This is a genomic window from Actinoplanes sp. URMC 104 (assembly GCF_051386375.1).
Lineage (GTDB): Bacteria > Actinomycetota > Actinomycetes > Mycobacteriales > Micromonosporaceae > Actinoplanes.
In genome coordinates, this window is sequence record NZ_JBPQTO010000002.1 from 504,182 (window position 1) to 525,111 (window position 20,930).

At 73.6% G+C, this 20,930-nt stretch carries 20 protein-coding genes and 1 tRNA gene; 9 read left to right on the forward strand and 12 right to left on the reverse strand.

Features of this window, described 5'->3' with window-relative positions; genetic code table 11:
• Window positions 1-44: 44 nt before the first annotated feature.
• A complete protein-coding gene (locus ACSNN8_RS03295; protein ID WP_436646887.1) occupies window positions 45-1,334 on the reverse strand; it encodes a vanadium-dependent haloperoxidase in 1,290 nt (429 codons plus the stop codon).
• Window positions 1,335-1,417: 83 nt separating this feature from the next.
• Here ACSNN8_RS03295 and ACSNN8_RS03300 point away from each other — a divergent pair, with 83 nt between their 5' ends.
• A complete protein-coding gene (locus tag ACSNN8_RS03300; RefSeq protein WP_436646888.1) occupies window positions 1,418-2,086 on the forward strand; it encodes a polysaccharide deacetylase family protein in 669 nt (222 codons plus the stop codon).
• On the opposite strand, the gene ACSNN8_RS03305 is transcribed toward ACSNN8_RS03300, so the two are convergent.
• Complete coding sequence (locus tag ACSNN8_RS03305) at window positions 2,067-2,516, reverse strand: hypothetical protein (protein ID WP_436646889.1); 450 nt, start codon at window positions 2,514-2,516, stop codon at window positions 2,067-2,069. The genes ACSNN8_RS03300 and ACSNN8_RS03305 overlap by 20 nt on opposite strands.
• A gap of 97 nt (window positions 2,517-2,613) precedes the next feature.
• Here ACSNN8_RS03305 and ACSNN8_RS03310 point away from each other — a divergent pair, with 97 nt between their 5' ends.
• Entirely contained in the window at window positions 2,614-3,186 is a 573-nt protein-coding gene (locus ACSNN8_RS03310; RefSeq protein ID WP_436646890.1) for a TetR/AcrR family transcriptional regulator, read from the forward strand.
• A gap of 75 nt (window positions 3,187-3,261) precedes the next feature.
• Window positions 3,262-4,521, forward strand: coding sequence for a glycoside hydrolase family 6 protein (locus ACSNN8_RS03315; protein ID WP_436646891.1), 1,260 nt, complete (start codon window positions 3,262-3,264; stop codon window positions 4,519-4,521).
• Between the two features lie 114 nt (window positions 4,522-4,635).
• On the opposite strand, the gene ACSNN8_RS03320 is transcribed toward ACSNN8_RS03315, so the two are convergent.
• Together ACSNN8_RS03320 and ACSNN8_RS03325 are read right to left on the reverse strand one after the other, a co-directional pair.
• Window positions 4,636-5,577, reverse strand: a complete 942-nt coding sequence (locus ACSNN8_RS03320; protein WP_436646892.1) for an NADP-dependent oxidoreductase — start codon at window positions 5,575-5,577, stop codon at window positions 4,636-4,638.
• 171 nt (window positions 5,578-5,748) lie between these two features.
• Window positions 5,749-6,255, reverse strand: coding sequence for a MarR family winged helix-turn-helix transcriptional regulator (locus ACSNN8_RS03325; RefSeq protein ID WP_436646893.1), 507 nt, complete (start codon window positions 6,253-6,255; stop codon window positions 5,749-5,751).
• A gap of 124 nt (window positions 6,256-6,379) precedes the next feature.
• Between ACSNN8_RS03325 and ACSNN8_RS03330 the strand changes: the two genes are divergently transcribed.
• A complete protein-coding gene (locus ACSNN8_RS03330; protein WP_436646894.1) occupies window positions 6,380-6,574 on the forward strand; it encodes a hypothetical protein in 195 nt (64 codons plus the stop codon).
• A 17-nt stretch (window positions 6,575-6,591) separates the two neighbouring features.
• Here ACSNN8_RS03330 and ACSNN8_RS03335 read toward each other — a convergent pair whose 3' ends face one another.
• The 7 genes from ACSNN8_RS03335 to ACSNN8_RS03365 all read right to left on the reverse strand — a co-directional run bounded on the left by ACSNN8_RS03335 (window position 6,592) and on the right by ACSNN8_RS03365 (window position 15,803).
• Window positions 6,592-8,028: an FAD-dependent monooxygenase gene (locus ACSNN8_RS03335; RefSeq protein ID WP_436646895.1), complete on the reverse strand. Its 1,437-nt coding sequence runs from the start codon at window positions 8,026-8,028 to the stop codon at window positions 6,592-6,594.
• Window positions 8,029-8,072: 44 nt separating this feature from the next.
• The gene (locus ACSNN8_RS03340; protein ID WP_436646896.1) at window positions 8,073-10,904 is read right to left on the reverse strand and encodes an ATP-binding protein; all 2,832 of its coding nucleotides are present in this window, start codon (window positions 10,902-10,904) and stop codon (window positions 8,073-8,075) included.
• A 45-nt stretch (window positions 10,905-10,949) separates the two neighbouring features.
• On the reverse strand, window positions 10,950-11,903 hold the full coding sequence (locus ACSNN8_RS03345; RefSeq protein WP_436646897.1) for a hypothetical protein: 954 nt from the start codon (window positions 11,901-11,903) through the stop codon (window positions 10,950-10,952).
• A 682-nt stretch (window positions 11,904-12,585) separates the two neighbouring features.
• Window positions 12,586-13,911, reverse strand: a complete 1,326-nt coding sequence (locus tag ACSNN8_RS03350; protein WP_436646898.1) for a HupE/UreJ family protein — start codon at window positions 13,909-13,911, stop codon at window positions 12,586-12,588.
• The gene (locus ACSNN8_RS03355) at window positions 13,911-15,065 is read right to left on the reverse strand and encodes a DUF3500 domain-containing protein (RefSeq protein WP_436646899.1); all 1,155 of its coding nucleotides are present in this window, start codon (window positions 15,063-15,065) and stop codon (window positions 13,911-13,913) included. The genes ACSNN8_RS03350 and ACSNN8_RS03355 overlap by 1 nt, the downstream gene beginning before the upstream one ends.
• 213 nt (window positions 15,066-15,278) lie before the next feature.
• Window positions 15,279-15,350, reverse strand: a tRNA-Val gene (locus ACSNN8_RS03360).
• Between the two features lie 51 nt (window positions 15,351-15,401).
• Entirely contained in the window at window positions 15,402-15,803 is a 402-nt protein-coding gene (locus ACSNN8_RS03365; protein ID WP_436646900.1) for a TIGR02611 family protein, read from the reverse strand.
• A 276-nt stretch (window positions 15,804-16,079) separates the two neighbouring features.
• Between ACSNN8_RS03365 and ACSNN8_RS03370 the strand changes: the two genes are divergently transcribed.
• From ACSNN8_RS03370 to ACSNN8_RS03385, 4 genes are all read left to right on the forward strand, one after another.
• Window positions 16,080-16,511 (forward strand): SsgA family sporulation/cell division regulator, encoded by a 432-nt coding sequence (locus ACSNN8_RS03370; RefSeq protein WP_020514863.1) that lies wholly within the window; start codon window positions 16,080-16,082, stop codon window positions 16,509-16,511.
• Window positions 16,512-16,698: 187 nt separating this feature from the next.
• Window positions 16,699-17,556: a helix-turn-helix domain-containing protein gene (locus ACSNN8_RS03375; RefSeq protein ID WP_436646901.1), complete on the forward strand. Its 858-nt coding sequence runs from the start codon at window positions 16,699-16,701 to the stop codon at window positions 17,554-17,556.
• A gap of 65 nt (window positions 17,557-17,621) precedes the next feature.
• Window positions 17,622-18,077: an RrF2 family transcriptional regulator gene (locus tag ACSNN8_RS03380; RefSeq protein ID WP_436646902.1), complete on the forward strand. Its 456-nt coding sequence runs from the start codon at window positions 17,622-17,624 to the stop codon at window positions 18,075-18,077.
• Between the two features lie 64 nt (window positions 18,078-18,141).
• On the forward strand, window positions 18,142-18,324 hold the full coding sequence (locus ACSNN8_RS03385; protein ID WP_436646903.1) for a DUF4236 domain-containing protein: 183 nt from the start codon (window positions 18,142-18,144) through the stop codon (window positions 18,322-18,324).
• Here ACSNN8_RS03385 and ACSNN8_RS03390 read toward each other — a convergent pair.
• Window positions 18,321-19,211 carry a hypothetical protein gene (locus tag ACSNN8_RS03390; protein ID WP_436646904.1) on the reverse strand — a complete coding sequence of 297 codons (891 nt, stop codon included), beginning with the start codon at window positions 19,209-19,211 and terminating at the stop codon, window positions 18,321-18,323. The two genes, ACSNN8_RS03385 and ACSNN8_RS03390, sit on opposite strands and share 4 nt — an antisense overlap.
• Before the next feature lie 67 nt (window positions 19,212-19,278).
• Here ACSNN8_RS03390 and ACSNN8_RS03395 point away from each other — a divergent pair, with 67 nt between their 5' ends.
• The gene (locus tag ACSNN8_RS03395; protein WP_436646905.1) at window positions 19,279-20,868 is read left to right on the forward strand and encodes a fibronectin type III domain-containing protein; all 1,590 of its coding nucleotides are present in this window, start codon (window positions 19,279-19,281) and stop codon (window positions 20,866-20,868) included.
• Window positions 20,869-20,930 lie beyond the last annotated feature (62 nt).

Consider the following 20,930-nt stretch of genomic DNA (forward strand, 5'->3'; position numbering starts at 1 on the left):
CCGTGCTGCCCGCAACGGGACCGGCCAAAACGCATCATCACTTCTCAGCGGGGACAGGCCCCGTCGTGCGTCGGCCCGCTGCGGTGCAGCAGCTTCGTGGCCAGCACCTCGCGGGCGACGCCCGCGCCGATCCGCTGCCCGGCCCGGTCGCTGAACGGGAAGTGCTGCCCGCCGTACACCCGGGACCTGCCCGCCTCGGTCGCCGCGGCCGAGAAGCCCGGATAGTCGCGTGCCGTGCCGCCCGGCGCCGAGTCGGTGGCGTGGCTGAACGCGATGCGGTCGGTGCAGAAGAAGCCGGCCAGCGCGGTCGCCGCCGCCCTGCTGTAGGAGCTGTGCCCCGACACGTACTCGGGCGAGGAGCCCACGCTGCCGGCCCGCGCCGTCCACGCCGGATCGGGCTCGGTGGCCGGGTTGCCGTCGGTGTCCGCCTCGCGGATCGCGGTGGTCGGCCGCCAGTGCCGGTACCGGTACTTGGTGGCCACCGTCGGCACAGTGGTGTCGGCGAGCGTCATGGTCAGCAGCGCGGTGAGCCGGGCCTGCTCCGCCAGCGGCAGCCGCCGGTCGCCGGCGACGGTCAGCGCGATCCGCAGCCACTCCCCCGGCGGCTGCGGCGATCCGGCGGGCAGCGACCAGAACTGGTACGTGGCGAGCAGCCCGGGCGCCGGGACGGCGGCGTCGCCGAGCCGCTTGACCTCGGCGAACGACCGCGCGTACGCGCCGCTGGTCAGCGCGGGCGGCGGGCCGGGCACGTACCGGGCGGGGTCGGCCACGGCGAACGGGCGGACGGCGCGGTACTGCACGCCCGGCCACTCGGCCCGGAACACGCCGGGCCCGGCGCCCGCGGGCTGGGTCTCGACCGGCCGGGAGCCGTCGTCGGCGCGGGCGGCCACGACGGCGGCGCCGACCCGCTCACCCCAGGCGGCGCCGCTGGCGACGGAGGCGCCGGGGCCGAGCCGCTCGAGGTCGGCGACGAGCCGGGCGTCGTACGTGGCGGCGCGCGGGGCGTCGGCACGGGCGAGCACCGCGTGCGCCGCCGAGGCCGCCGCGGCCTGCGGGTCGGCTCCGTGCGGGCCGATGCCGCCGATCAGCGCCGGGGTGCGGCGGGCAGGGCCGGAGCGCAGCCCGTTGACCGCGTCGTAGACCGCGACGTCGACCAGGGCGTAGAGGCGGGCGGCGTCGGCGTCCGTCGCCCGGGTGGCGCGCACGGCGGAGACGGCGAGCTCGTTCCAGACCCGTACGCTGTCGATGTCCGGCCGCTCCCGGTGGGCGGCCGCCGGTGAGCCGGCTCCCACGCCGGCCACGAGCACAGCAACGACCAACAGATGCTTGTTCACATCGCTCACCGTGCTCCGCCGGGGCGCCGCGGCGGCGCGATGTGTAGCCGATCGGACAGGACATCGGCGGCCTACGATGGCTCATGGTGGTCGACATCCTGCGGCGCTGGCGTGACCCCGCCGTACGCGCCCTGTCCCGGCTCGTTCCCGGCGACGTCCTCTGGTACGTCGAGACCCGCGCCCCGGTCTTCGCCCTGACCTTCGACGACGGGCCGCACCCCGTGACGACCCCGCAGCTGCTCGACGTGCTGCGCCGGCATCGGGCGCACGCGACGTTCTTCCTGGTCGGCGAGCGCGTGGCCGCGAACCCCGAGGTGGTCGCGCGGATCGTCGCCGAGGGTCACGAGATCGCCAACCACCTGATGCGCGACGAGCGGTCGGCGTCGCTGCCCGACGACCGGTTCCGCGCGGACCTGGCCGAGGTCACCCGCATGCTCTCGGCGTACGCCCCGGTCCGGTGGTTCCGCCCGGGGTCGGGCCTCTACACGAGCCGGATGCTGCGGTCGGCCGCGGAGCAGGGCCTGCGGGCCGTGCTGGGCACGCTGGTCGCGGGCCACACCGGCGGCCCGCGCGACCAGGCCATCGCCGGCAGCCTGCTCCCCTCGATCCGCCCCGGCTCGATCGTCGTGCTGCACGAGGGCACCGACTGCCGCCTCGGCGTGGTCGCGAGCACCGACGAGCTGCTCACCGCCCTCGCCGCCCGCGGCCTGCGCGCCGTGACGGTCTCGGCGCTCATCGACGGGACGCCGTAGCGGAGGCCGCCGCTCGCTCCACACGGGCCACCCCGCCGCGCAGGGCCCGGGGCGCCAGCACCCGGTGCACGGCGGACAGCGGCGGCCACAGCAGCCGGGCCGGCGTGCGGTCGTAGCGGATGAAGGTCGACAGCGAGACCGTCCCTCCACCGGCCCGCACCACAAGGTTGGCCGACAGGGCATCGGAGGCGGCCTCCATGCGGATCCAGTCGGGGCCGCGGCCGCCGATGCGCCAGCCCGCGATGGTGCCGGGCGAGCGGCCGGGGCTGAGCCGCAGGCGCAGCAGCAGGCGCCAGATGAACAGCTCCCCGGCGTTCGGGACGTCGCCGAAGATGGCCCGGGCGAACTGCTCGGGCGTTCCGTGGGCGTCGGAGCGGACGGTGAAGCGATCGGTGTAGTCATGCGTGGACAGCGAGCTGAGCACGGTCATCGTCGGGTCCCCTTTGCGCTGTACGGTAGCGTATAAACGCAGGCTAGCATCAATGTACGGCTCCGTATATACGGCTACGTACAGAGAAAGGAACGACATGCCGCCGACCCGTACGACCCGGGAGAGCTGGATCGAGCAGGGCCTCGCGGCGCTGGCCGCGGGCGGCCCCGACGCCGTACGCGTGGAGGCGCTGGCGAAACAACTCGGCGTGACCAAGGGCGGCTTCTACGGCTCGTTCGCCGACCGCGACGCGCTGCTGACCGCGATGCTCGACACCTGGGAGCGGGAGAGCACGGACGACGTGCTCGACCGCATCACCCGCGAGGGCGGCGACCCGAAACGGCAGATCGAACGGGCGGGGCTGCTCACCTTCTCCGGGGACCGGCTGCGCCCGCTCGACCTCGCGATCCGCGACTGGGCCCGCCGGGACGAGGCCGTGGCCGAGCGCCTGCGGCGGGTGGACAACCGGCGGATGGCGCTGCTGCGCGAGCTGATCGGCACCTTCTGCGCCGACCCCGACGAGGTGGAGGCGCGCAGCCTGCTCGCCTTCTGCCTGCTGATCGGCGAGCAGTTCCTGGCCGCCGAGCACGACGGGCGCACCCGTGCCCAGGTGCTGGCGCGCGCGGGCGATCTGATCCTTTCCCGCAAGTCGGCCCCGACGCCCCATTGACTTGCGCGCACGGGACATCGAGGCTCGTTGACAGATGGGAACGCTCCCACCTTTGTGTACGAGCAGGAGTCCACCGTGTCCTTGTCTCTCCCCGTGCGGCGGGCCGCCACCGGCCTCGCCGCCGCGGCCGCCGCGTGTGCGGTCGCCTTGGCCGCCAGTCCCGCACCCGCGGGCGCCGTCATCCCGGACGGCACCCGCTTCTACACCCCGAAGCCCGACCCGGGCGCCGTTCAGCAGATCGCCCAGCTCAAGGCGGCCGGGCAGCGCGACCTCGCGCACAAGATCCGTACGATGATCGAGACCCCGCAGGCCGTGTGGGTCACCGGCGGCTCCGGCCGCACGCTGACGCAGTCGGTCAAGGCGGAGGCGAAGCGCGCGGCCGCCAAGCGGGCGCTGCCGGTCTTCGTCGCCTACAACATCCCGTTCCGCGACTGCTCGCAGTACTCCGCGGGCGGCGCCACGTCGGTGGCCGAGTACCGGGCCTGGATCGACGCCTTCGCCGCCGGCATCGGCGGGCAGCCGGCGGCCGTCATGCTGGAGCCGGACGGCCTGGGCATCATCCCCTGGTACACCACGATCAACGGCAACCAGGAGTGGTGCCAGCCGGCCGAGGCGGACGCGGCCACCGCCGCCGCCGACCGGTTCGCGATGCTCAACTACGCGGTCGACCGCCTGACCGCCCTTCCGCGTACGAGCGTCTACCTCGACGGCACGCACAGCGCGTGGCTCGGCGTGGGCGACATCGCCGACCGGCTGGTCAAGGCCGGCGTCCGCAAGGCCGACGGCTTCTTCCTCAACGTGTCGAACTACGAGACGACCGAGCGCCAGCTCAAGTTCGGCAACTGGATCTCGAAGTGCGTCTACTACGGCACCCAGGGCCCGGTCGAGGCCCGCGGCCACTTCGAGCAGTGCGCCAGCCAGTACTACCCGGCGAGCCCGGGCGACTTCAGCACCTGGCCGCTCAGCGACGCCTGGTACGACACCAACGTGGGCGACGTCTCGCCGCGCAAGCTGGCGCACTTCGTCGTGGACACCAGCCGCAACGGCCAGGGCCCGTGGACGGCGCCCGCCGGCGTCACCTGGCCGGACCCGCAGACCTGGTGCAACCCGCCGGACCGCGGCCTGGGCCTGCGCCCGACCACGAGGACCGGCGAGCCGCTGGCCGACGCGTTCCTGTGGATCAAGACCCCCGGCCAGTCCGACGGCCAGTGCGACCGCGGCACCGGCACCGGCACCGACCCGGCCCGCGGCAACATCACCGACCCCGCGGCCGGCGCCTGGTTCCCCCAGCAGGCCGTGGAGCTCGTCCAGCTGGCGAACCCGCCGCTGCGCTGATCACACGACCCCGGTGCATCGTCCGGCCCCGCCGGGCGGTGCACCGGGGCGTCGTCATCGGGCGGCCTCTGCCCGGTCCGGGGCGACGTCGCCGGCGAAATAGCCGCGGTGGGATCAGGCGCCGGGCGCGACGATGACGACCTTGCCGGACAGCTCGCCGGCAGCGGCCCGGGCGTGCACCGTGGACAGCTCCGCCAGCGGCACCCGCTGGGCCACCTCGACGCGCAGCTCACCCCGGTCCACTAGCGACGCCAGGTGTGCGAGCTGGCCCGCGTCGCTGCGGACGAAGAGGTCGATGCCCCGTACGCCCCGCTGCTCGTCGGAGGGCGCGGGCATCCACACCGTCGTGTTGACCAGCGCCCCGCCCGCACGGACCAGCGTGAGCAGCCCGGCCAGCTGCTTCGGCTCGACCGGCGCGAGGTTGAGCACCACGTCGACCGTGTCCGCCTCGGCGAGCACGTCGGCGCTGGTGTGGTCGACAACCTCGTCGGCGCCGTCGACCTTGACCCGATCGGCGCTGCGCGGGCTCGCCACGGCGATCACGTACGCCCCGGCCTGCTTGGCCAGCTGCACCGCATAGCCGCCGACCGCGCCACCCGCGCCGTTGACCAGCACCCGCTGCCCCACGGTCAGCTTCGCGTGGTCGAACAGCGCCTGCCACGCCGTCAGGCCCACCAGCGGCAGCGCCGCCGCGTCGGTCAACGGAATGCTCGTGGGCGCCGCCGCCAGCACCTCGGCCGGCGCCAGCACGTACTCGGCGGCCGCCCCCGTCCCCGCCATCGGCAGGAACCCGATCACCCGGTCACCGACCGCGAAACCGTCCACGCCCTCACCCAGCGCGTCGACCGTGCCCGCGACGTCGATGCCCGGCGTGTGCGGCAGCGTCACCGGGATCGGACCCTGCATGAAACCGCCGCGGATGTTGCCGTCCACGCCGTTGAACGACGTCGCCGCAACCCGCACCCGCACCTGCCCCGCGCCGGGGACCGGCTGCTCCACGTCCTCGTAGCGCAGGACGGACGGGTCGCCGTACTCGTGGAAACGCACTGCCTTCATCGGAGCTCCTCCATCGCCGTGTGCTTCGAGTCGAAGCAATAGCGTCGAGTGCGAGCCTGCCTGCATCCAACCGGGCGGCCCGTTCGACGGATCAAGCCTGGCGCGGCCCGGACCCCGGGTGAAGGTCGAACCTATCCACGGACAAGTTGTCCCTGGATCGCCCGCGCGGGGTCAGGCGTTCCTGTTCCGTCCCGCGCGGGGCTTGGCCGACCGCGGCGGGTTGGCGCGCATGTGGTCGCGGACGCGGCCCAGGACCGTGCTGAGGGTGGCGAGGTTCTTGCCCGTCATCGGCTCGAACAGCAGCTTCCGGACAATGTCGACGTGCCCCGGCAGCACGTGGGCGACCAGTTCCCGCCCGGCGCCGGTGACGGTCACCATCACGCTGCGCTCGTCCTCCGGCGACGGCGCCCGCGTGATCAGCCCGCGCTTCTCCAGCAGCCCGGCCTGATAGGTGAGCCCGCTGCGGCTGTAGACGACGCCGTCCGCCAGATCGGTCATCCGCAGCCGGCCCTCCGGGGCGTCCACCAGCCGGGCGAGGATCTGGAACTGCACGTAGCTGAGGTCCCCGTCGGCCCGCAGATGCTCGTCCACCGCGTACTGAAGGAGGCTGCTGACCTCCATCAGAGCGAAGTACGCCCCGAGCTGCTCGGCGTTCAGGCCAGGTGTCGGCTCCCCCACACCGAGGATCGTACTTGCTGAGAATTCGAAGCGCACTCACCCTCTGACCGTGCGGCACGCAGTCGGGCCGTTCTGACCGAGCACGGCCCTGGAGGCCACGCGGTGGCTGGACGCGGCCGTAGGGGTGCGCGACAAGGTCGTCGACACCGGGGCCGAGGTGAAGGACAAGGTTCTCGAGACCGGCGCGGACGGCGTGGGCGCCGCCGGCCGGTTCGGGGTGAAGGCCTTCGGCCGGGCCGCGTCGGTGATCGGCAAGGTCTCCGGCGACCTCGGCGACCGGGCGCACCGCCGGCTCGGCGGCGGTGACCCGGAATCGTGAGGCGACCGGCGTCGGCGTCAGGCGCGGTCGGTTGTCAGGGTCCGGCCGCGGGTTGCCGCCAGGACGGCGTCGCGGAGGACGGCCGCCGGGTCGGGCAGGGCGGTGTGCCAGCGCTCGGTGATGCGCCCGTCGGGACGGACGAGCACCGCGCCGTCGTGGCCGATCTCGAAGGCGGCCGTGTCGTCGAGAGGGTGGACGTCGAGGGGCGCGGCGGTCGCGTTCCTGCACTGCTCCGCGGCCCGGCGCCAGACCGTACCGCCGGGTCCGGTCAGCACCGTGAAGCCCGGGCCCAGCAGGTCGAGCGTCGAGAGGCCGGTTCCCCGCAGCCAGGAGTGCGGGAGGCGGCCGCCGAGGTCGTCGGCGAACGCCGCCGGGTCGGGCGGGCCGGGCGTCGCCGAGTTCATCGCGTTGCGAGCGCCCACCGGCAGCCGCTCCTCCTGGTAGCTGTCGAGCAGGCCCTCGGGCGCCCAGCCGCGCAGCACCCAGCCGAGCTTCCAGGCCAGGTCGTACGCGTCGTGGACGGCGGTGTTCATGCCGGTGCCGCCGCGCGGGGTGATGCGGTGAGCGGCGTCGCCCACGAGGAACGCGCGCCCCCGGCGGTAGCGCTCGGCGATCTGGGCCGCGAACGTGAACGAGCCGATCCGCAGGATCCGCACCGGCAGGTCCGCGACGCCGGCTCCGGCGCGGATCAGATCCGTCACCCGTGCCGCCGGAAAGTCCTCCCACCGTTCGGTCGCGGGGTCCCAGTTCCGCGAGTACAGCCAGCGGTCCCCGTCCCCGACCGGCACGAAGACCGCCGACTCCTGGATCATGTAGAGGCCGTGCCGCCGGTCCGCGACGACGCCGGCCAGCGGCGCCCGGAACAGCACCGCGAGGAAGTCACCGAGTTCGCCCGGTCCGTGCATGGCGATGCCGAGGCTTTCCCGTACGAGGCTGTGTGCCCCGTCGGCGCCGACCACATAGGAGCACCGTACGGTCGTGGTCCTTCCGGCCGTACGGATAACCGCCGTCGCGCCGTGGTCGTCGGTGTCCAGGGCGGTCAGCTCGGCGCCGAACCGGACGTCGGCGAGCCCGTACCCCCGCAGGTGTTGCAGCAGCACCGGCTCCAGATGGTCCTGCGGCGTGGCCGCCGGCGCGGTGGGACTGACCGCGAGGGCCTCCGCGGGGCTGGGGAAGCCGATCGACACGGCGAGGCCGGCCGGATCGGCCAGGCTGGCGCAGACCCAGCCGGTGGTGGCGACGTCCATCTCGCCGGCGCGGACGGCGGGCTCCAGCCCCCAGGACCGGAAGATCTCCATGGAGCGGGTGCTGATCCCCGTGGCGCGCGGCAGCGGCGAGGTGCGGGACCGCTTCTCGATCAGGAGCGAGGCGACGCCGTACCGGGCGAGGGTGATCGCGGCGACCAGGCCCGCCGGTCCGGCTCCGACTATCAGAACGGGTTTCGTCTCTGTCATGGTGCCAGCGTCGGCCGGGCCGGGCGGCGGCAGATCCGTGGCGGCTACGGAGTTTGCGCGCTCCAGTGCGCGGCGAGGGCGGCCCGGTCGGCGGCGCCGGTCTTGGCGAGCAGGTGCGACACATGGGTCTCGACCGTACGGGGGGACAGGAACAACCGCTCGGCGATCTGCGCGTTGGTGAGGCCGCGCACGACCAGGTCGAGCACGTCCACCTCCCGGCTGGTCACCCCGGCCGCCCGCAGGCGTGGCGGCACCCGGCCGGCGCCCCGCCCGCGGCGCGGCACCGGAGCGCCGGCGCGGCGCAGCAGGTCCCGGCACATCCGGGCCGGCCGCCGCTCGCCGGCCGACTCGAACGCGTCGAGGGCCGCCCGCAGCTCCTTCACCGGTTCGCCCCAGCCGTCGTCGAGGGCGCACTCCAGCACGATCAGCCGGGTGAACCGTCGCCACCAGTGCTGGGTGGCGAGCGCCTCGTCCCCCGCGGCGAGCAATGCGGCTGCTTCGTGGCGCCGGCCGGCGCGCCCGGCGGCGATCGCGTCGGCGTAGTGCAGCGCGCCGAGGTTGACGGCGCGGGCGGTCAGGCCGGAGCCGCGCAGCTCGTCGCGGGCGGCCCGGTCGCGGTCGGCGAGCGCGGCCCGGACCAGCGCCCACAGCCCCCAGTCGTGGACCGGCGCCGCGGCCGGGTGCCCGCGCATCGCGGCGACCGAACGGTCGAGCAGGTCCCGGGCGGCGCCGCGGTCGCGTTCGTACAGGGCGGCCACCGCGGCCACACCGGCCGCGGCGCCGACGACGTCGGGTGCACCGGGATCCAGCCGCTGCGCCTCGGCCAGCGCCGCGTTCATCGCGTCGGTCCGGCCGGCCGCGGCGTGGGCCAGCGCGACGAACAGCCTCGCCTTGGCCTGCACCTGCGGCAGGCGCAGGGTGGCCGCCATCCGCTCGGCGCGTTCCGCGAGCGGCAACGCGGCCGCCGGGCCCTCGACCAGTCCCCGGCAGTTGGCGAGCACCATGTCGATGCCGGCCACCTCGGCGATCATCCCGGCCTCGTCGGCCAGCCGGCGCGCCTGGTGGGCGTGCGCGGACGTCTCGGTGGCGAGCAGCTCCACGAACCCCAGCCCCAGCAGCGCCCGGATCCGCCAGGGCACTAGCCCGTGCGCCTCGGCCAGGTCGGCGGCGCGCCGGAACGCCGCCGAGGCGGCCGCCGGATCGCTCATCCGGGCGCAGCGCCCGACGACCTCCAGGGCCTCGCACGCCACGGCGGCCGAACCGGCCCGCTCGGCGGCGTCGAACGCCCGGCCGGCCAGCTCCGCCGCCTCGGCCACCCGGCCCGCCCCGAACGCCGCGTCGGCGGCCAGCGCGGCGACCCGCGGATCGTCGGGGCGGCCGGCCCGGTCCAGGTAGTCCCGCGCCGCCTGCCACCGCGCCATCATGATCGCCGCCCGGGCGAGGTGCAGGCACAGCTCCACCCGGGCCTCGCCGCCGGTCGCGGGCAGCGCGGCCTCCCCCACGGCGAGGGCTCGAGCGCCGCGCCCGGCCGTGGTGAGCACCCGGACCAGCTCGACGTCGACCGCGGTGCCGCCGCCGAGGTCGGCAGCACGGGCGAGGACGGCTTCCGCGGTACGGACGGCGCCGCGCGCGAGTGCCTGCCGGGCCACCCGGACGAGCAGCTTCGCGGCCCGGTGCGGCCGGCCGGCCCGGGCGTGCAGCTCGGCGATGAGCGCGCCGTCCGGGCCCGCCGGATCGGGGTCGCGCTGCTCCATCACCTGAGCCGCGCGCCGGGCCAGCAGCGCGTGCCCGGGCACCAGCAGACCGGCGAGGACCGCCTCCCGGATCAGCTCGTGCCGCCACCCGAACTGGCCGGGCCTCGCGGCCTCCGGCTGCAGCAGGTGAGCCTCGACGGCAGCCCGCAGCGCAAGCGCGACCGCCTCCTCCCCGACCCCGGCGATCGGCGCCAGCAGGCTCCAGTCCACGGACCGGCCGAGGACGGCGGCTGCCTGCAACACGCGCAGGTGCTCGGGCGCAAAACCCGCGGTGCGGTGCCGGACCAGCTCGGCCAGGGTCTGCGGCACCTGCGCCGTCAGCTCACCGCGGACCTGCCAGCCGCCGTCGTCGACCAGCGAACCCGACTCGACCAGGCCGTCCAGCAGCTCCCCGACCAGGAAGGGAAGGCCGTCCGCGGTGCTGGCCAGGAAGTCCAGCACCCGCGCCGGCAGCGGCTGCCCACCGGCGCACGCGGCGGCGAGCCGGCCCACCTCGTCGGGGGTGAGCCGCCGCAGGACGACCCGGATGAGCTCCGGCAAGTGCCGCAGCCGCGGCAGCAGCTCCGGCCCGCCCTCGTCGTCGCGCGCCGACAGGACGACCGCGACCGGCACGTCGGCCACGGCGGTCGCCAGATAGTCGAGGAGGCCGAGCGTGTCCCGGTCCGCCCAGTGCAGGTCGTCGAGCACCAGCAGGCACCCGTGCTCGCCGCCCGCGCGCCGCAGCAGGAGCAGCAGGCCCTCGCCCAGCACGACGAGCGGGTCGACTCCGGGCGACGTCGCCGCGTCGGCCCGGCCCGGCAGCAATCGTTCCAGCGCCGCGCGGAACGGCCGCAGCTCCGCCGACCCGGTGACGGCCGACCGTCGCAGGTGGCCGTAGAACGCCTCGGCGACCGGCCGCAGCGGGCCGCCCTCGGGCACGGCCCTCCCGCGCAGAACGGTCATGTGCAGGCCGCCGGCGACGCGGACCGCCTCGTCGAGCAGGCGGGACTTGCCGACGCCCGCCTGGCCGCTGACGACCAGCACGCGGCCGGCGCCGCCGCGTGCGTCCAGCAGCGCCTGCCGCACGGTCGCCAGCTCCGGCTCCCGTCCGATCAGGACCGTCGTACGCAGCGATCCGGCCACGCCTCCAGTAGACCGCACCCAGCGCCGCCGGACTCGCCCGTCCGGTCAGAGCGCTCCGGCCGGATCGGCGGCAACGATGATCACCGGCGCCTCCACCGGCGACCGGTGCTGCAGCGGCAGCGGTCTCCCCGGCGGCAGCACCGGTGCGAGCACCTTGAACGCCGCCTCCACGGACTGCACGGTGTAGTCCCGGAAGTCGTCGGTCACCAGCAGCGACACCCCGCCGCGCGCCAGCGGCCGTACCTGCGCGAACGCCCCGGACGCCGTCAGCGCGGCCACGCCGCCGAGCCGATCCACGAGCTCCTGCGGCACGATGGTCAGCCACCCGTAGCCCCGCAGCACCTCCCGGCAGGTGCCGATGGTCAAGGCCGGATCGCTCGGCCGATGGCCCGCCACACGCGGGTCGACCAGCTCCTCCACCGGGGTGCGCCCGCCGTAGTAGTAATACGTGATCTGCCCGTACCCGGGATTTCTCCGATCGGCGAAGTCCTCCAGGAACTCACGGCAGCGCTGCTGGGCGGCCAAGCCGTGCTCGGCGTCGAGGAATCGCGACCGGCGCACCGACGCGTGCAACTGCACCCACCCCGGCGACTCCGGATGGACGCTCGCCCGGGCGGTGAAGTTCTCCCCGCCGATCAGACCCGTCGCGTCGAGACGCCCGGCGTCCACGGTCACCTTTCGAGGCATCTCGGAGAGCTCGTCCCGCAGCCAACGCCAGCCTGCCTCCGACACCGCCCGGGCGGCAGCGCGCCGCGCCCGGCCCTCCCCACGGTCGACTCTGATCTGCCCGAAGCTGTCCCCGGCGCCGACGACACGCCCCGCCGCGGCAGCCAGCTCGGGAAGCCGCGCCGTGCCGGCCTTGATCTCCCCTGCGAGGACGGTGAAGCCGCGGTCCAGCCAGTCGTGGACCACCCGGGGAAGCTCTTCCGCCGACGCTTCCACGTTCACCTGCACATCGAGCGTGAAGTCGAACGATGCCGGGTCCACTCCGCCATACACCAGCCTCGCTCCCTTCCTCGATCATCGCCGCGTGTCAGTATGCCGCCGATCATCCATCGGCCCGGATGCCCACCCGGGCACCCGTTCGGATGACGTTTCGCGGTGGTCTGAACCGAAACGCTCCGGGCGTAGTGGCGGAGGTGTGGTGAGAGCAGTCGCCACCCGCCGAAAGGGAGACGCCATGACAGCACGAGGCAGTCGATGGGGAAGGGTTGCCGCCTCCGCGCTCGCAACCGTGATCGTGGGGGCAGGGCTGGCCGTGACCAGCACGCCGGCGCAGGCGGCCGGCTGCGACGAGAGCCGGGCCACGGCGCGCGAGCTGGCCGCGGCCGGCGACTTCTGGGAGCGCCGCGAGGAGCCCGAGCTGATCGCCCTCAGCATCCGGGTCTCGCCGTCGACGGGATGCGCCTGGGGGATCATCTCGGGGCTCCTGCCGTACGTGATGAGCGGTGACGTGTGGGTCGACCGGTCGTCGGACGGCGGGGTGACCTGGGTGAAGAGCGCCGTCCGTTCGGTGCCGGTCTCCCAGGGGAGCACCTACACGTCCGCCTACAGCACGTCGGGATTCGACGCCGTACGCACGTGCGGCATCTACACCCGGCAGACCGTCGCCGACGAGAAGAGCCTGCAGACGGGGTACTCCGGCCTGCCGAGACCTCGGACATCTACTGCACCGCCTGGGTCACTCCGTAGCCGGCTTCCCGCGCTCAGCCCTCGCGATCGAGCGGGGGCTGACGCATGCCGGGCCGAAGCCGGCGAGCCACAGCACGGCCACGAGCGGAAGGGCCACCGCGCCGAGCTGGTCGGCCGCGGTGGCGATGACGTTGGGTAGGCCGACGCGGTCGGCGAGCCAGCCGACGGCGGCAACGCCGGTCAGCGCGGCCGCCATCAGCCGGATGCCCCGGTAGCGGCCGGACCGGGCGAGCAGCACCAGCGGGGGCAGCACGAGCGCGACGACGACGAGCTGCATGAGCTCGATGCCGACGTTGAACCCGAGCAGCGACGTCACGAGCCGGTATCCGCTCAGGTTCAGGTCGCGCAGCGTCTCGGAGAAGGCGAGACCGTGGATGAGCCCGAAGCCGCCGGCGACCAGGGCCTCGCGGCCGGCGAACAGAGGGCGTACGGCGTGGGCCGCGGCCACCAGGATGCTGACCGCGATCAGCGCCTCGATCGGCGCCGCCGGAACCGGAACACCGAGCGCCCCCAACGCCAGCGTGATCGAGTGCCCGGCGGTGAAGGCCAGCGTGACCGAGCCGATCCGGCGGATCGCCGTCCGCGCGGGCACGGCCGCGGACCATCGGCGCCGCAGGGCGAGCAGCGGCGTGGGAAGCAGGATGGTCAGCAGGAACAGCTGGTGGTCCGTGCCCTCCGCGATGTGTTCCATGCCGAGGGCGACCATGCCGGCGAACCCGCGGTAGCCGCCGCCGGAAGCCAGGTCGACGTGGACGGTGCCGATGTCGCCGGTGACCGTGTCGCGCTTGACGACGCCGACCGAGGTGACCTCCCGCCGGGCGTCGCCCTGCTCCCCCGAGACGGCGGTGACGATCACCGTATGGGTGGCGACCTTGTCCACGATGGCGTCGTAGCCGAGGTTGAACTCGGTCAGGCTCTCGCCGGCGGCCGGGGTGAGCTCGAAGGTCGCGGTGAGGGCTTGATACGTACCGGTCGAGGAGTCACCCGCCGTGGTGACGGTGAAGCCGGCCGGCGTGACCGTCCACGCCGTACCGTCGTCACTGGTCGGGACGAAATGGGCGAGCAGGTACGAGGTGACGGCCGACCGCTGCGCGGTGACGGCGGCCTGCGACCCGTCGCCCAGGTCGAGGCCGGTGGCCGACTCGACGTCGGACACGGGGATCGAGACGACCGCCTCGACGCCGGCGTCACCACGGTCGAGCCGGAGGGTCGAGCCGGGGACGACGTGAGCCGACGCCGCCGACGCCGAGAAGGCCAGCGCGGCGACCACGAACAGGAACGTCAGCAGGATCCGGCGGGTCACGCGCCGCCGCATCAGCTCTTGGTCCCGCCGTAGTCGGTCGTCCGGTCGCGCCACACCGAGTGCGGGTGGTTGCCGGAGAGCACGATGCCGTTCTGCATGGAGAACTCGACCCACACCGACGGGCCGTCGATGCGGACGTAGTCGTTGCGCTCGGTGAGAGCCGTCGTGCCGGAGTACGCGACGTACGTGTCGTCCAGCTCGGACTCGTACCGGGAAAGGATCTTGGCGGCCTCGGCGTCGGAGATGTCGTCGACGTACGAGGCGATGGCCGCGAGCGCCAGCTTCTTCTGCGCCGCGGTCGCACCGGAGAGCCGCACACCCTGGCGGTCGGTGGGGAACGCCCAGTCCTTGCCCGGCCCGAGGACGAGGTCGGAGTAGGTGTCGCCGAGCTTCGCGGAGGCGAGCTGAGCGGCGGAGAGGCCGGCCAGCAGCGCGGCCAGGGCGTCCTGTTTGGCCTTCATCGGCTGGTTGGTGCGGCCGTTCTGCTGGAACTCCCCGTTCGGCTCGACGCCGCGGAACGACGGCGTGGCGCCGGCCAGCACCCCGTCGGTGTACGTGTTGGCGACGGCGAGGTGGTGGCCGCCGAACTGCAGCTCCCACGTGCCGGAGTCCTGCGGGCTGCCGAGGATGGCGACGTAGTAGTTGGCCCGGCCGTAGGCGTCGCCGCCGCCGTTGGCCGCGAGGTAGTCGTCGGCGTTCAGCTGCTGCTCGAGCCCGTCGTAGCCGGTGCCCGACCCGGATCCACTCGCCGCCTTGAGCAGCGCGTTGAGCGCCGCGAGCTGGTCGTCGTCCAGGTCACCGACGCTGAGCCCGACCCGCGCGCCGGTGCTCCCGCCCGGCCCGCCGCGCCCGAGGAGGGCCTGCGGCAGGTTCGACCACAGCTTCGCCTTGTCGAGGCTGTAGTCGAGCAGGACCGCGCTCTGCTGGTCACTGTCGAGCGTCTTGTGAAACGCCTGCGCGAGCGCCGCAACGCCGCCCGCCTTCGCCGTGCCCGTCGCCGTCGCCGTCGCGCCCGACGCCGACGCGCTTGCGCTGGAGCCCGACGAGCCGCCCGAGCTCGACGAGGCACACGCTCCCACGCCGACCAGTGCGGCCGCCGCCGGTATCGCCGCCAGAAGGTTCCGGCGCGTCACCGGCCGGTTGAGGATCGATTCGAAGGGTTTCATGCAGTCGAAGCTAGAAACGCTTCCGTTGCCCCACCTGTCCCCACCCTGTGCGCTCCTTGTGCAGTATGCGCAACCGATGGAACGCCCCGGCCCGCAACCGACCGGCAGAGGGGGTGCGGGTGGCGTAGCCCCCGCTCGCGCGACGAAGTCGCGCAAAAGGAACGAGGCTGGCCGGCTCGCGCTTTCCGCGAGCAGGATCCAGCCCCAGACTCGTGGGCGATACTGGGATCGAACCAGTGACCTCTCCGGTGTGAACGGAGCGCTCTCCCGCTGAGCTAATCGCCCTCAACGGAGACTGACTGTACTAGACCGCGACCCCGTGGAGCCAACAGGGGGTCACGCCAGGATGTCGCGCGCCTTCTCGATCAGGTCGATGCCGAAGCTGAGGCGCACGGAGAAGTAGACGATCGCGCTCACGAACACGAAGCAGACGAGCCCGACCACGGCCTTGACGGGCCACGACTGGCGGGCGATCCAGTGGGTCCAGGCGAGCACGTGCTTCTTGGTGAACTCGAGCAGGTGCCTGGCCCACGCGAACTCGATGGCCCAGATCGCCAGGCCGGCGATGACGATGGCCCATCCGGGCCCGGGGAACGGGATGAGCACGATGCCCACGGCGACGACGACGGCGCCGAGGGTGGCCACGGAGATTTTCAGGGCAAGACGCCCTGTGGGGTTGCCCCGGATCCTGTCCAGCACACCCACCGGCGACCGGTCGTGGTCCTGTTTCGCTGTCATTTCATCCCCCAGTGTCCCGGGTCCCCGTCACCACCCGGGAGAAATGGACGTTACCGGAGTAAGTCAACTGCTGGACCACCCGACGCCGGGCGGAACCGAGTACTTGGGCAGAACAGGACAAGATATCGCTTTACGTCTTGTGCGAAAGGGTTTTCGGAACCGTCTTCCCACTACTGGGTGAGATCAGCGTATGGCGGAGCGTAACGACAGGGATCACCTGAGTATGGGAAACGCGGGGTTCACCAGCCTCGCAGCGGTGCCGGGGGGAGTTCGTCCATGAGTACCATTCGTCCAACGACCGTCGAGGTCGAGACCTCGCTGCGGCTCGTAGCACCTGACGCCACGGCCCTGCCCGTGCGCGCCAGCCTGCGCTACGACCCAGCCGACCCTTACGCGGTCCACGTGTTGTTCCACGCAGAATCAGCCGGTGGGGAAGCCGTGAGCTGGTCCTTCGCGCGGGAACTGCTCGTGACCGGGCTCGATGAGCCCGCGGGCATCGGGGACGTCCGGGTGTGGCCGTGGGCCACGCCGCGGGGCGACTTCGTGGCCCTGGCGCTGTCGTCACCCGACGGCAACGCCCTGTTCGAGGTGCCTCGCAGCGTCCTCGTCCGATTCCTGCGGCGCACCTACGTGGTGGTGCCCCGCGGCCGGGAATCCGAGCACCTGGACGTCGATGCGGCGGTGAATCGGCTGCTGGCCGGCCGATAACCCGCGAAATGCGTCGGGGACGACCCGCGCGGACACTGCCGGTCCGCACGGGTCGTCTTTGTATATAACGCACAGAACAATGGTAACCGGACAATCAGCTCAGAAATGCCGGTCCAGGATGCCCATTCCCCCGAGCTGTGTTTTACCCCGTGCATCGCTGGTCATGGACGGATACCGTCGTGGCGCGATGTCCACTGCAGCGACGCGGCGCGAGGCCGCGACCACGTTCCGACCGCCCGGCTGGGCGGGCGTGGGCACCTGCGTGCTGGACGCGAGCACCGCCCAGCCACCGATCCGGCTGCCCTACCACGTGCTGGTTCTGGCCACCGCCGGGCACGGCACGGTCGAGGTCGACTTCTTCGGGCACACCTGCCGGCCGGGCACCCTGCTGTGGATCCGCCCGGGCCAGGCGCTGCGGGTGGGCCGCAACGGGCTGATCGCGTCGGTGGTCACCTTCGACCCGCGGCTCGCCGACGCCGGCGCCGACGAGGGCGTCCCGCACAACCGCTGGCAGCTGCGCGGCGAGGACGAGGACGCGGTCATCAACGAGTTCACCCAGCTCGCGGTCGACTGCGACCGGCATCCGCCCGGCCCGGTCGTCGCCGAGCTGCTGCGCAACGAGCTGCGCGTGCTCCAGCTGCGGCTGGCCCTGCTGATCGCGGGCGAGCCGCCGGGGCCCGAGAGCCGCACGTACACCCGGTTCCGCGGGCTGCTCGAGGCCGGTCATCCGCACAGCCGGCGCGTCGAGGACTACGCCGAGGAACTGGGCTGCTCGGTGCGCACGCTGACCCGGGCCTGCCTGACGGTCACCGGGCGCACCGCCAAACAGGTGGTCGACGACCGGGTCGCGCTCGAGGCGCGGCGACTGCTCGCCTGCACCCCGCTGTCGGTCGCCGAGGTGGGCCGCCACCTGGGCTTTCCCGAGCCGACGAACTTCGGCCGGTTCTTCCACCGCGAGGTCGGGATGAGCCCCGGCCAGTTCCGCGCCGAGGCCGTCGACGAGCCCCGCGGCGTCATTCCCGCACAGCGACGATCATCTGACTGAGCGTAATTCCCATAAACCCCTGGGGTATGTGCGGCACAGTGGCGCCGAGGGGGCATGATGAATGGGTGCAGATCTCCGCGCGCGGCGACTACGCGGTCCGGGCGGCCCTCAGCTTGGCAAGGGCCTACCCGGCTTTGATGTCGGCCCAGGCCATCGCCCAGGATCAGGACATGCCCCGCAAGTTCCTCGAGGCGGTGCTCGCCGACCTGCGCCGTGCGGGCGTCGTCCGGGCGCAGCGGGGCGCCGAGGGCGGTTACACGCTGTCACAGTCCCCTCGCGACGTGACGATCGGGCAGATCCTGCGCGCGGTCGACGGGCCGCTCGCCGGCGTGCGTGGCCTGCGCCCCGAGGAGACGCAGTACAGCGGCGCCGCCGAGAACCTGCCCAACCTCTGGGTCGCGGTGCGTGCCGCCGTGCGCGAGGTGGTCGACGAGGTCAACCTCGCCGACCTGCTCAGCGGGCGGATGCCGGCGCACGTCCGCAAGCTGACGACACGCCCCGACGCGTGGCAGCCGCGCTGACGTTTGCCGATTTCCTTGATCGGGAATCGTTCGCCCATCCGACGAACCCTGGAGGGACGTACCGATGGGCCTGGTGTTCCGCAGCCGCAAGAAGTTCGGCCCGCTGATCCTCAACTTCACCGAGAACGGCTTCTCGTCGTGGAGCATCAAGATCGGCCGCTGGTCGTGGAATTCGAAGACCCGGGCGCACCGCGTGGACCTGCCCGGCCCGCTGTCGTGGAAGCAGGACAAGAGCCGCGCCCGCTAAGCGGAGATGACGACGTCCCCGCCGAGCCGGCCGTGCGCGGGCCGGCGGGTGACCGTTCCCGCGTCGACGAGCGCGTGCAGCACCCGCGTGGCGTCCGCCGCCCGGTAGACCGTCTCGGTGAGGGCGAACGTCCGTAGCTCGGTCACCGTCGCCTCGCCTACGCGCCCGAGATGCGCGAGCAGCTCACGCCGCAGCGGGCCCGGGTGCGGGGTGAGCGAGATGTCGATCAGGTGCCGGTCCGGGTCGCCGGGGTCGCGGTAGCGGACGCCCGCGAACTCGTCGACCGCCCACAGCGCCTCCTTGAAGCCCTCGAGGCTCTTGCCGGCCGTCGCGCCGAACACCAGCAGCTCGCCCGGCTCGTCCGAGTCGGCCAGCTCGACCCGGGTGAACAGCGGCCACCCCGGCCGGTACGGGTCGGCCGCCGAGCCGGGCGGCAGCACCAGCAGCATCTCGGCCGGCTTTCCCGCGGTCAGGGCGGCCACTGTGGCCGGAGCGGGCGGCTGAGCCGCGCCGGCCGCATCGAGAAAACCCAGCAGCGGTACGCGGGTCGCGCCGATCGCCTTGAGCCCGACCGGCAGCCGCGCGTCCGTCCCGCCCGAGATCGTGTGGACGAAGAGCCCCGCCCCCGCGGCGATGCCCTCGAGCCGTCCACCGATCTCCGCCACGTCGTCGCCGGTGGCCACCATCGTGAGCTCCCGGCCGCGGACGAGATCGCTCTGCTCCGCCAGCACCCGCATCGCGGCCTCGGCCGACGCCCCGCCGTCCGCGTCCGCGTAGCCGTGCGCGTAGATCACCCGGCGGGCACGGTGCAGCGCCGCGGGCGCCCACGCCTCGAGGTGACGGACCAGCAGTTCCCGCTTGACGGAAGCGATCGCGGAGGAGGTCATGTACGAGTTCTACAGTGTCCGCCTCGCGAGTCGTTCGCAACATTGCCCTTGTACCTACAGTGGTCACATGAGCACTATGGGAAACGTGGCCCCTCCCCCGCTCGCCGAGCTGACCGCCCGCGCGCAGACCCTGACGTCTGCGGGCGACCTCGCGGGCGCCCGGCGCGTGCTGGCCACCGTGCTCGATCCCGCCGACGCGGCCGACCCCAGTCAGGCCACCCCCGACCTCGCGCTCGCCGCCGCCCTGCACGCCCGCATCCTGATCGCGCTGGGCGACGCCCCCGGCGCCCGCCGCTGGGCCGAGTACGCGCAGGCCGCCGAGGAGCACCTGCACGGCCCGCACCACGACCGCACGATCGCCGCCGCGGCCACCCACGCTGCCGTGCTGCAGCGCGTCGGCCACTTCTCGCGCGCCGCCGAGGTCTACCGCCGGCTCGTCCGCGACCTCACCGGCCTCGAGGGCGCCGACTCCCCGCGCGTGCTGGCCGCGGAGGCCGACCTCGCCACCGCCGAGCACTCGGCCGGCTACTGCACCGCCGCCCGCTCCCGCCTCACGGCCGCGTGGCAGCGCCACAGCCGCGTGCACGGCGACGCCGCCCCCGCCGGCATCAAGATGCTGGCCCGGCTGGGCGCCATGGAGCGCGAGTGCGGCCGGGACGCCGAGTCCCGCGAGCACCTGGGCAAGGCCCAGGAGCTGTGCGCCCGCTACCTGCCCTTCGACCACCCGCTCGTCCGCCAGGTGACCACGCTCGCCTCGGCCCCCGCCTCCGGCAAGCACGTGTGCGGCCGCGTCGAGCAGTCCCGCGGCCCCGCCGACGCGCCGGGCGTCACCGCGGTGGGCGCTCCCGGCGTACGCCCGGTGCCCTTTCCCCGGCGCCCTACGGTGCCCGACCCCGAGGCGGACACCGACACCGGGGAGATCCCCGCCGACAACCGCCCGACCGACCCCAACGGCACGGTCTACCAGCAGCCGCTCTATCTGGCCGACGTGCACCAGTCCCCCGGCGACCTGGCGGGCCGGCACGCCCGCGCCGACACCCCGCCGCCGATGCCCGGCATGCGCGCCCCCGACTACGGCCCGGACGGCCGTCCGCAGCCCGTGGGCTCCGCCCCGGTCAGCACCTACACGCCGCCGCCCAACACCCTTCCCGTACGGCGGGAGCCCGTTGCCGCTCCCCGCCGCCGCCAGCCGTTCCTGATCGCCGGCGTGCTCGTCGCGGGCGTGGCCGCCGCCGTGGCGGTGGTCGCGCTGACCCTGCCCGACGCCGACGGCGCGGAGGGCCCCGCCGCTGCTCCCGCGACCACCGCCCCGGCCGCGTCCGCCCCCGCCTCCGCGACCTCCGCGCCCGCCGCCTCGGCCACGCCCACCACCCGCCCGCCGACCGCCGCTCCCGGCGCGCCGACCGCTCTGCGGCTGCGCGACAGCCGCGAGAGCGTCACCCTGCAGTGGACCTACCCCCGCAACTCCGAGGGCCCGATCCTCATCTCCGGCGGTCGTGTCGGTCAGCCGCAGCGGGTGTTCCAGCAGCTCCCGGCGGGCAGCAGCGACTACGTGGTGTACGGCCTCAACGAGAGCCTGGACTACTGCTTCACGGTGTCGGTGGCGTACTCGAGCGCCAACATCGCCAAGTCGGTCCCGGTCTGCACGAAGCGCTGACCCGTCCGTCTGGATCGACGGATTTCGAAGGGTGATCGCCTAGAACATCGCCTGGTGTGCAT